This window comes from Phytohalomonas tamaricis (genome assembly GCF_003012345.1).
Taxonomy (GTDB): Bacteria; Pseudomonadota; Gammaproteobacteria; order Pseudomonadales; family Halomonadaceae; genus Phytohalomonas; species Phytohalomonas tamaricis.
Genome location: NZ_PVRV01000002.1, coordinates 1 through 255 on the forward strand (window position 1 = coordinate 1; position 255 = coordinate 255).

Below are 255 nucleotides of genomic sequence, written 5' to 3' on the forward strand. Positions count from 1 at the left end.
ACTACTGAGTTCGGCATGGGATCAGGTGGGACCCGCTCGCTATGGTCGTCAGGCGTAACTGTCGGCTCGAGATGAGGAAGTAACGTCGCTCACCTCAGCCTTATTCGGGATCATGCTGTGCCAGAGAACGTCTCTGACGTATCCGGTTAACGCAACCAGACCATTTGGGGTTATATGGTCAAGCCTCACGGGTCATTAGTACACGTTAGCTCAATGCATCACTGCATGTACACATCGTGCCTATCAACCAGCTAG

At 52.5% G+C, this 255-nt stretch carries 2 rRNA genes; both read right to left on the reverse strand.

Going from position 1 to position 255, the window contains the following annotated elements:
• Nucleotides 1–53 (reverse strand): 5S ribosomal RNA (gene rrf / locus C3Z11_RS17345); the annotation flags it as partial.
• Nucleotides 54–174: 121 nt separating this feature from the next.
• A 23S ribosomal RNA gene (locus C3Z11_RS00010) occupies nucleotides 175–255 on the reverse strand; the annotation flags it as partial.